Source organism: Bacillus sp. EAC (genome assembly GCF_002156875.1).
Lineage (GTDB): Bacteria > Bacillota > Bacilli > Bacillales > Bacillaceae_G > Gottfriedia.
Genome location: NZ_NCSY01000001.1, coordinates 668,933 through 679,141, shown reverse-complemented (window position 1 = coordinate 679,141; position 10,209 = coordinate 668,933). Strand labels below are relative to the sequence as shown.

Genomic DNA, 10,209 nt, shown 5'->3' with positions numbered 1-10,209 from the left:
AGCTAGACAGTAGGAAAAGCGGAAGGCGTTTGTTCAGCTGCGACAAGCATAAGGCAGGGACTGTAAAAGGTTGTCTTTTTAACCTTTTACAGTCATTGACTTATGACCTCGAGCAGCTAACGCCTGGAGCTAGACAGTAGGAAAAGCGGAAGGCGTTTGTTCAGCTGCGACAAGCATAAGGCAGGGACTGTAAAAGGTTGTCTTTTTAACCTTTTATGGTCATTGACTTATGACCTCGAGCAGCTAACGCCTGGAGCTAGACAGTAGGAAAAGTGGAAGCGGCTTGTTCAAATTGGAGTAACGATATATAAAACGTATATGATCTATACAGCAAGATAGGAGTTGTGGAATTGACAATTTTAACAATTATTGAACATCCAAATGAAGTCCTTGAAACGCCATGTGAAAAGGTAACGACATTTGATAAAAATTTAGTAAAACTTTTAAATAATATGTATGAAACGATGATAGCTGCCGATGGAGTTGGATTAGCTGCCCCACAGGTCGGAATATTACAACAAGTAGCTGTCGTTGATGTTGAAGATGAAAATGGACGAATCGATTTAATTAATCCGATCGTAATGGAAACAAAAGGTGAACAAACTGATATTGAAGGTTGTTTGAGTTTCCCGAATTTATATGGTGATGTAAATAGACCAAGTTATGCTAAAATAAAAGCTCAAAATAAACGCGGAAAATACTTTATCATCGAAGCAAGAGGATTTTTGGCTCGTGCTCTTTTACATGAAATTGACCATTTAAATGGAGTATTATTCACTTCTAAAGTATCTAGATACTATGAAGAGAGCGAATTAGAAGGGTAGGCAATTATTAATGACAAAGATCGTTTTTATGGGGACACCAGATTTTTCAGTGCCTGTATTAAGGAGAATAATAGAAGATGGATATGAAGTAGTAGGAGTCGTTACACAGCCTGATCGACCAGTTGGACGCAAACGAGTACTTACTCCACCACCTGTTAAAGTAGAGGCATTAAAACATAATATTCCTGTATTACAGCCTGAAAAAATCCGCTTAAAAGAAGAAACCGATAAAGTTTTAGCATTAGAGCCGGATTTAATCGTAACTGCTGCATTTGGTCAAATTTTACCAAAAGAAATTCTGGAATCACCAAAGTTTGGGTGCATCAATGTTCATGCATCTCTTCTTCCTGAACTAAGAGGTGGAGCACCAATTCACTATTCAATCATTCAAGGGAAAAGTGAAACAGGTGTTACAATCATGTATATGGTTGAAAAATTAGATGCTGGTGATATGTTGGCTAGAGTGGTTGTACCTATTGAAGAAAAAGACCATGTAGGTACGTTACATGATAAATTAAGCGTTGCTGGTGCGAAATTACTTTCTGACACAATACCTTTGTTACTTAATGGGGACTTAACGCCTGAAAAACAAAATGAAAGTAATGTTACATTTGCTTGGAATATAAAGCGTGAAGAAGAACAAATTGATTGGTCAAAAACAGGTGAAGAGATTTATAACCACGTAAGAGGTTTACACCCATGGCCAGTCGCTTATACTACATTAAACGGAGAAGTTTTAAAAGTTTGGTGGAGTGAAAAAATCAATTCATCTCAAAAAACTGTTCCAGGTGTAATACTTGAAGTTCAAAATGATGGAATTATCGTTTCTACTGGGAATAATACTGCAATTAAAATAACAGATCTTCAGCCAGCTGGTAAAAAACGTATGGAAGCAAAACAATACATTAATGGTGCAGGGTCTTTTATTGAACGTGGAATGAAGTTAGGAGAATAAAATGGGTAAAAATGTACGAGAGATTGCTTTAGAGGCACTTCTTTCAGTTTATAAGAATCAATCTTACAGTAATTTGCTAGTTAATAATACGATACAAAAAAATGATTTATCTTCATCCGATTCTGGTTTATTAACTGAAATAATATATGGAACAATTCAAAGAGACCAATTATTAGATTTTTATCTTGAACCATTTATTAAAAATCAGAAGAAATTAGAAGAATGGGTTTATATCCTTATTAAACTTTCTCTATATCAATTGCATTTTTTAGATCGTGTTCCTGCTCATGCAGTTTTAAATGAAGCTGTAGAGATTGCTAAAAAGCGCGGCCATAAAGGAATTGCTTCTTTAGTTAATGGAGTCTTAAGAAATATTCAAAGAAATGGCTTAAGATCTATTGATGGTATAAAGGACCCAATCGAAAAACTTTCCATTGAAACAAATCATCCTGAATGGTTAATCGAAACTTGGGTAGAAGAATTTGGTGTAGTTGAAACAAGAAAAATGTGTGAAGAAAATATCCTACCTCCTTATCAAACTGCAAGGGTTAATCTAATGAAAGCATCTAGAGAAGAAGTAATCAAGATGTTAGAAGATGAAGGTATTGAAGTTGAAGAAGGTAACTTATCACCATTTGCTATTGAAATCCAAAAAGGAAATGTTGCATATACAAATGCTTTTAAAGAGGGCTATCTTTCAATCCAAGATGAAAGCTCGATGTTAGTGGCTCAAGCACTTGGAGTAAGCGAAGGAGAGCATATATTAGACACATGTGCCGCTCCTGGTGGAAAATCTACTCATATTGCTGAATTATTAAATGGAACAGGTTCTGTTACTGCATTAGATTTACACAAGCATAAGGTAAAGTTGATACAGGAACAAGCTACTCGTCTGGGTCTTGAAAATATAGAAACAAAAGCATTAGATGCTAGAAAAGCACCTGAAGAGTTTGAAGGAAGATTATTCGATCGAGTTTTAGTTGATGCTCCTTGTTCTGGACTAGGGGTTATTCGACGCAAACCAGATATTTTATTAAGGAAAAATGCTTCAGATGTATCAAATTTACAAAGAGTCCAAAAATCCATACTGGATGAGGCTTCTAAACTAGTGAAACCAGGTGGGACACTAGTATATAGCACATGTACAGTTGGTCATGATGAAAATATTGATGTAGTTAATTCGTTCCTAAATGAACATAATGATTATGAACTTGATCAGTCTTTAATTGAGCATTTACCTAGTAAACTCAAAGAGAGCAAAACAGTTCAAAAAGGGTTTATACAACTTCTCCCACATTATTTTGGAACGGATGGATTTTTTATTGCAAGATTAAGGAAGAAGGTGTAACGTTGAAATTAGAAAATACTACAAATTCAGTCAAAATAGAAAAAAGCCAAAAGGCTTCAATTTACTCGTTAAAATTGAGTGATTTAGAAGTTTGGTTAAAGGAACAAAAGCAACCAACATTCCGTGCAAAGCAAATTTATAATTGGCTTTATGTACAACGAGTTGAAACGTTTGAAGAAATGCTAAATATTCCAAAAGATTTACGTAATTTACTTGAAGAGAACTTTGCGATTACAACGCTTAAAACATTAGTAAAACAAACCTCTTCAGACGGTACAATGAAGTTTTTATTTGAATTACATGATGGATATTCAATCGAAACTGTTTTAATGAGACACAATTATGGCAATTCTGTATGTGTAACAACTCAAGTTGGGTGCAGAATTGGTTGTACTTTCTGTGCTTCTACATTAGGTGGATTAAAACGTAACCTTGAAGCAGGAGAAATTGTTGCACAAGTATTGTGTGTACAACGAGCAATTGATGAAGTGGATGAACGAGTTAGTTCAATTGTTGTAATGGGTATAGGGGAACCATTTGATAACTATGATGGTTTAATGGATTTCTTACGAATTGTTAATAGTGACAATGGATTAAATATCGGTGCAAGACATATCACTGTTTCAACAAGTGGAATCATTCCGAAAATCTACAACTTTGCAGACGAAGGAATTCAAATTAATTTTGCTATATCACTTCATGCTCCAAACAGTGAGCTTCGTTCAAAATTAATGCCAATTAATAGAGCGTATAAATTACCTGATTTAATGGACGCAGTTCGTTACTATGTTGAAAAAACAGGTAGACGTGTAACGTTTGAATACGGACTATTTGGCGGAGAGAATGATCAAGTTGAACATGCTGAAGAGCTTTCAAAGCTTTTAAAAGGTGTGAAATGTCATGTGAATTTAATTCCGGTAAACTATGTACCTGAAAGAAATTACGTAAGAACTCCTAAGGAACAAATATTTGCGTTTGAAAAAGTTTTAAAGCAAAACGGGATTAATGTTACAATTCGTCGTGAACAAGGTCATGATATAGATGCCGCTTGTGGACAGTTGCGTGCAAAGGAGCGTAAAGAGGAGACGAGGTGAAGAAATGCAGACTTTTTTTCAAACTGATACGGGGAAAGTTCGCCAACATAATGAAGATAGTGTAGGTTTATTTCGTAACGAATCAGATATCGTATTAGCGGTAGTTGCTGATGGAATTGGTGGTCATTTAGCTGGTGAAGTAGCAAGTAGAATGGCAGTTAATTTCTTCGAAGCAGAATGGAAAAATACAAGTAATTTTGAGACACCGAAAGAAGCCGAATCTTGGCTGCACACAATTGTTAATCAATTAAATACAAATTTATTTATTCACGCAGAACAAAATGAAGAATGCAAAGGAATGGGTACAACACTTGAGGCAGTTATTTGTACTCCTTTGTATTTTACAATTGCACATATAGGTGATAGCAGAGGCTATTTAAAAAATAGTGAAGGATTTAAGCAAATTACTGATGATCATACATTAGTAGCGGAGCTTGTAAAATCTGGGCAAATCTCACAAGAGGATGCTGTAATTCATCCTCGTAAAAATGTTATTACTCGAGCTCTCGGAACTGAGGAAACGACTAATGTTGATGTTAAAACATTAACATGGGAAGAAGATGATTTAATCATTTTATGTTCGGATGGATTATCTGATAAAGTTTCATATCAACAACTTGATGAGAAATTTAAAGATGAAAATCCAATAGAGATGATTGGAAATGATCTAATTTCTCTTGCGAATGATCTTGGTGGGGAAGATAACATCACAATCGCCATTATTAAGCATGGGACAAGTCGTAATGAGAAAGGGTGATGATGAACGTGATGATTGGAAGACGCCTTAACGACCGATATAAAGTTTTAAAATTAATTGGTAGTGGCGGAATGGCAAACGTTTATTTAGCCCATGATATGATACTTGATCGAGATGTTGCAGTAAAAATGTTACGTGTAGACTATTCAAATGACCCAGATTTCCTAAGAAGATTTCAAAGGGAAGCATATTCGGTTACGACGCTTTCACATCCTAATATTGTAAGTTCATATGATGTAGGCGAAGAAGATGGATTACAGTATATCGTAATGGAATATGTTGAAGGGGAAACATTAAAAGAATATATTCAGAGCCATACTCCAATAAGACCAAAAGAAGTATTAAGGATTATGGAACAATTAACATCTGCAATCGCACATGCACATCATTTTCAAATCGTTCATAGAGATGTTAAGCCACAAAACGTATTAATTAATAAAGATGGAAATGTAAAGGTTACAGATTTTGGTATTGCCACAGCTTCGACTGCAGCTACGATTACTCAAACAAATTCGGTATTAGGATCCGTTCACTACTTATCACCTGAGCAAGCAAGAGGTGGAGTAGCGAATAAGAAGTCTGATATCTACTCTCTAGGTATTGTGATGTTTGAGCTATTGACTGGCAAACTACCATTTTCAGGTGAAAGTGCAGTTTCTATTGCACTAAAACACTTGCAAAGTGAAGTTCCACCTCCAACAACGATTAATCCAGAAATACCACAAAGTGTTGAGAATATCGTCTTAAAAGCAACTGCTAAAGATATTTTTTATCGATATGATTCTGCGGATGAGATGAAGCTAGATGTACAGACTGCTTTAGATAGTGATCGTTTGAATGAGAAACCTTTTGTCATTCCTTCAAATGATGATGAAACAAAAGTAATTCCGATCATCAAAGATGTACCTATCTCATCAGAAGCAGATACAGTTGTTATACCGACTAAAAAACAAGCAAAACTAGCAAAACACTCAAAAGATAATAAAAAAAATGCCCAAAATAATATGAAACGAAAAAAGAAGAATTCGTTCGCAAAATTTATTATTGGAACATTTATTGCACTTTTAATAGGTGGATTATTAGCTATAACACTAATTCCGGCTATATTTTTACCAGAAGATGTTAAAATACCTGATGTAAAAAATTTAACATACGAGAATGCTGTTACAGTACTTGCTTCTAATGGATTGAAAATAAATGACCCTAAGGAAATTTATGACGATGAAATAGAAGAGGGGAAAGTCGTTAAAACTTCACCAAATATAGGTGAAACAGTTAAAGAGAATTCATCAATTACAATTTATAAATCTAAAGGTAAGAAAAGTGAAAATATGGAGAGTCTAACCGGTTTTCAATATAATTCACTCAAACTTAGATTAGAAGAAGAATATAAATCAGTTACGACTCATTATATTGACAGTGATGCTCCTGAAGGAGAAATTACAGATCAATCTCCGAACGAAGGAACTGATGTGGTTCGTGATGAAACTAGTTTAGAAGTTTGGATTAGTAAGGGCACATCTACTATTATCTTACGTGATCTCACAGGATTAACAAAAAAAGATGTACAAAACTATGCAAATGATAATAAATTAAAGCTTAATTTTAAAGAAGAGCAATCTGAAACGGTCCCGAAGGATTCAGTTATTTCACAGTCTCCTGCTGCTACTGCTGAAGTAAAAGAAGGCGAGACAATAAATATAATCTTATCCTCAGGTAAACCAAAAGAAAAAACTAAAAAAGTAACAATTAATGTACAGGTACCATATACGCCATCAATTCCAAGTGCACCTCAGTTAGTTGAGGTATTTATTACGGATAAGTATAATAATGGTGACCAGCCTGCAATTTCAAAATCGATCACAGAAACAACTACAATTCCGGTAGAAGTGACAATTGATCCTGGACAAACTGCTTCCTATAAAATTGTTAAAGATGGTCAAGTGATTGCAGAACGAAATGTACCTTATCCATCGAATTAAAGAACTGTAGGAGTGAGTATATGCCAGAGGGCAAAATAATTAAAGCGTTAAGTGGATTCTATTACGTCGAAACAGATGATATTATTGTTACTTGTCGTGGTAGAGGGAATTTTCGTAATAAGAAAATTACACCTTTAGTTGGTGATGAAGTAGAATACAGCGTTGAAAAAAGCGGAGAAGGTTATCTTTTAGAAGTAAAAGATAGAAAAAATGAACTTGTTCGACCTCCAATTGCGAATGTAGATCAAGCGATATTGGTTTTTTCTGCTGTAGAGCCTGGTTTTTCACCAATTTTATTAGACCGTTTTTTAGTTTTAATTGAATTTAATGAGATTAAACCACTAATTGTGATTACAAAAATAGATTTATGTACCGAAGAACAATTACTTTCGATCCATCAATATGTTACATATTATCGCCAAATTGGGTATGAAGTATGTTTAACTTCTTCCAAAACAGAAGAGGGTGTAGAAAAAGTTCTACCTCATCTTGCTAATAAAATTTCAGTTTTTGCAGGTCAGTCTGGCGTAGGAAAGTCGACATTACTTAATGCAATCAACCCTGAGTTAGATTTGAAAACAGGAATTATTTCGACTCATTTAGGACGAGGAAAACATACAACGAGACATGTTGAGCTAATTAAAATAGGTAAAGGTTTAGTTGCGGATACTCCGGGATTTAGTTCTTTGGAATTCATGGGAATCGAAGCAAATGATCTGTCGTATTGCTTTATTGAAATGAGAGAAAAAAGTAATGATTGCAAATTTAGAGGATGTACTCACTTAAAGGAACCGAAATGTGCTGTAAAAGAAGCAGTTGAAAGAGGAGAAATTACATCGGAACGTTACGATCATTATGTATCGTTCATAGAAGAAATTAGAGACAGAAAGCCGAGGTATTAGTCATGGTTAAAATCGCACCATCTATTTTATCAGCTAATTTTGCAAAACTTGGAGAAGAAATCATCGATGTAGAACGCGGAGGAGCAGATTATATCCATATCGATGTAATGGACGGTCACTTTGTGCCTAATATTACAATTGGTCCACTAATCGTTGAAGCGATCCGTCCGATTACAAAGCTAACGTTAGATGTTCATTTAATGATCGAAAAACCAGATCAATATATCGAACAATTTGTAAAGGCTGGAGCGGATATTATTACTGTCCATGTAGAGGCTTGTACACATCTACACCGTACTATCCAAAATATTAAATCTTTTGGTATTAAGGCGGGGGTTGTATTAAATCCTGCAACACCAGTCTCAACAATTGAACATATTATTGATGATATTGATATGGTACTTTTAATGACAGTAAATCCTGGCTTCGGTGGTCAAAAATTTATCCATTCGGTTGTTCCTAAAATTAAACAAGTAGCTAACATGATAAGTGAACGAAACTTATCTGTTGAAATTGAAATAGATGGCGGTGTTGATGAACGTACTGCTATTCTTTGTAAAGAAGCTGGTGCTACAGTTTTAGTTGCTGGTTCAGCTATCTATAATAAAGAAGATCGCAAAGAAGCAATTGCGAAAATTAGAGGTTAATGCAATCATTTTGATTGCATTTTCTTTTTTAGGGGTGAAATTGACTTGATTATTCATTTAATAGGCGCAGGTCCTAATACAAAAACGTTTATGAATATTAATCGTAGTGACACTGATTGTTTATTAGTTGGGGTTGATAATGGAGCTAAATATTTAATGGATGAGGGGATCGTTCCAGAAGCTATATTCGGGGATTTTGATTCATTAAGTGAGAATGATTTAGCAGAATTAAAGAATAATGTGCATCATGTATTTATTTATCCTCCAGAAAAAGATGAGACTGATCTTGAGTTAGCATTACAATGGGCGATTTCGAAACAGCCAGATAAGATTTACATGCATTGTGTAACAGGGAAAAGATTGGATCATGAATTCGGAAGTATCGCATTGTTAATAAAGTTTTTGGATTGTAATATTCCATTGTATATTATCGATGAACATAATGAATTATATATAATCGGAGCAGGAGACCATCAAATAAGTAAACAGACTCATTTTAAATACATATCATTTTTTTCAATCGGAACAGACATTAAAGATTTAACATTAAAAGGGTTTAAGTACCCATTAAATAATCATCATTTACAGATCGGATCTTCCTTATGTGTGAGCAATGAACTAGCAGAGAATGAAGGGTCTATTTCATTTAGCAGTGGCATAGCATTAGTAATAAGGAGTAAAGATTAACAATTTCATGTCATAGTTTTCACTCATCGCAAGTAGAATGTAATAGGATTAATCTTTTCCTTAAAAATGCTAGTAAGCTTGTAGGAGGGAAAGCATGAGATTTTATACGATCAAACTACCAAAATTTCTTGGCGGACTTGTTCGCGCCATGCTAAGTACATTTAAAAAAGATGTGTAAAGGCACCCTTTATGGGTGTTTTTTATTGTGGTGTAAATAAATAGATCTCTTAGGATAATCAATTTATCTAAAATATTGGATGATTTCCACTCCTGGATGCTTTCTTTCCACGGGGAAGGCGCATAACCTCCTCGGCGCATTCACGCTTTGCGTGAGTCACACCTATCCCTCTACTCCCACAGGAGTTTCGCACATTCCGTTCCAATCAAATCCTTTACTATTCGATTGCTTAAATTAACCTGATAAAAAAAGTATCATTTTGAAAACAGACAATGTAAAAAAGCATAGCTACTGATAGCTATGCTTTTAAGTACGTTAATAATTAAACGCGCTCAATTTTACCTGATTTTAATGCTCTCGCTGATACGTAAACACGCTTTGGTTTACCATTTACTAAAATACGAACTTTTTGAAGGTTAGCACCCCAAGTACGTTTTGAAGCATTCATAGCGTGAGAGCGACTGTTACCAGAACGAGATTTTCTACCTGTAATTACACAAACACGAGCCATCTATTTCCCTCCTTACAAAAAACGGAATAACTTTTAATGATCATTTTCATTAAGAAACACTACTATAATTTATCATACCGTCCTTCTGATTGCAACAGTTATTGGCAAGTTGTTCAAGAAAAAAACCTTGACATCAAATTGTATGTTATACTAAATATTATAAAGGGACCTTTGACTTATTTAGATTAAAAGCTTAAAAAATTGTATTTTCTATTTTTAACCACGAATATTTTTAAATTGTCCATAATAAAAGTGAGTCAATAGAATTATTTTGGAAAAAGGTATACAATAATAAGTAAGTAGTATAACTAACTATACTTGGTT

11 protein-coding genes are annotated in these 10,209 nt (G+C 34.5%); 10 read left to right on the top strand and 1 reads right to left on the bottom strand.

Features of this window, described 5'->3' with window-relative positions:
* The first annotated feature begins 350 nt into the window (after positions 1-350).
* The 10 genes from def (at position 351) to spoVM (ending at position 9,374) form a co-directional block, all read left to right on the top strand.
* Complete coding sequence (def, locus tag B7R65_RS03085; protein WP_088041267.1) at positions 351-824, top strand: peptide deformylase; 474 nt, start codon at positions 351-353, stop codon at positions 822-824.
* A gap of 10 nt (positions 825-834) precedes the next feature.
* Entirely contained in the window at positions 835-1,779 is a 945-nt protein-coding gene (fmt, locus tag B7R65_RS03080; RefSeq protein ID WP_088041266.1) for a methionyl-tRNA formyltransferase, read from the top strand.
* Position 1,780: 1 nt separating this feature from the next.
* Positions 1,781-3,127: a 16S rRNA (cytosine(967)-C(5))-methyltransferase RsmB gene (rsmB, locus tag B7R65_RS03075; RefSeq protein WP_088041265.1), complete on the top strand. Its 1,347-nt coding sequence runs from the start codon at positions 1,781-1,783 to the stop codon at positions 3,125-3,127.
* 2 nt (positions 3,128-3,129) lie between these two features.
* Positions 3,130-4,221 carry a dual-specificity RNA methyltransferase RlmN gene (rlmN, locus tag B7R65_RS03070; protein WP_373419544.1) on the top strand — a complete coding sequence of 364 codons (1,092 nt, stop codon included), beginning with the start codon at positions 3,130-3,132 and terminating at the stop codon, positions 4,219-4,221.
* 4 nt (positions 4,222-4,225) lie between these two features.
* Positions 4,226-4,978 carry a Stp1/IreP family PP2C-type Ser/Thr phosphatase gene (locus tag B7R65_RS03065; protein WP_088041264.1) on the top strand — a complete coding sequence of 251 codons (753 nt, stop codon included), beginning with the start codon at positions 4,226-4,228 and terminating at the stop codon, positions 4,976-4,978.
* An 8-nt stretch (positions 4,979-4,986) separates the two neighbouring features.
* Positions 4,987-6,960, top strand: coding sequence for a Stk1 family PASTA domain-containing Ser/Thr kinase (gene pknB / locus B7R65_RS03060; protein ID WP_088041298.1), 1,974 nt, complete (start codon positions 4,987-4,989; stop codon positions 6,958-6,960).
* A 20-nt stretch (positions 6,961-6,980) separates the two neighbouring features.
* On the top strand, positions 6,981-7,862 hold the full coding sequence (gene rsgA, locus B7R65_RS03055; protein WP_088041263.1) for a ribosome small subunit-dependent GTPase A: 882 nt from the start codon (positions 6,981-6,983) through the stop codon (positions 7,860-7,862).
* A 2-nt stretch (positions 7,863-7,864) separates the two neighbouring features.
* Positions 7,865-8,509: a ribulose-phosphate 3-epimerase gene (gene rpe, locus B7R65_RS03050; RefSeq protein ID WP_088041262.1), complete on the top strand. Its 645-nt coding sequence runs from the start codon at positions 7,865-7,867 to the stop codon at positions 8,507-8,509.
* A gap of 45 nt (positions 8,510-8,554) precedes the next feature.
* Complete coding sequence (locus B7R65_RS03045) at positions 8,555-9,196, top strand: thiamine diphosphokinase (RefSeq protein ID WP_088041261.1); 642 nt, start codon at positions 8,555-8,557, stop codon at positions 9,194-9,196.
* 94 nt (positions 9,197-9,290) lie between these two features.
* Complete coding sequence (gene spoVM / locus B7R65_RS03040) at positions 9,291-9,374, top strand: stage V sporulation protein SpoVM (protein WP_088000358.1); 84 nt, start codon at positions 9,291-9,293, stop codon at positions 9,372-9,374.
* 322 nt (positions 9,375-9,696) lie between these two features.
* Here the strand turns inward: spoVM and rpmB are convergent, their stop codons facing one another.
* Positions 9,697-9,885 (bottom strand): 50S ribosomal protein L28, encoded by a 189-nt coding sequence (gene rpmB / locus B7R65_RS03035; RefSeq protein ID WP_025568947.1) that lies wholly within the window; start codon positions 9,883-9,885, stop codon positions 9,697-9,699.
* Positions 9,886-10,209 lie beyond the last annotated feature (324 nt).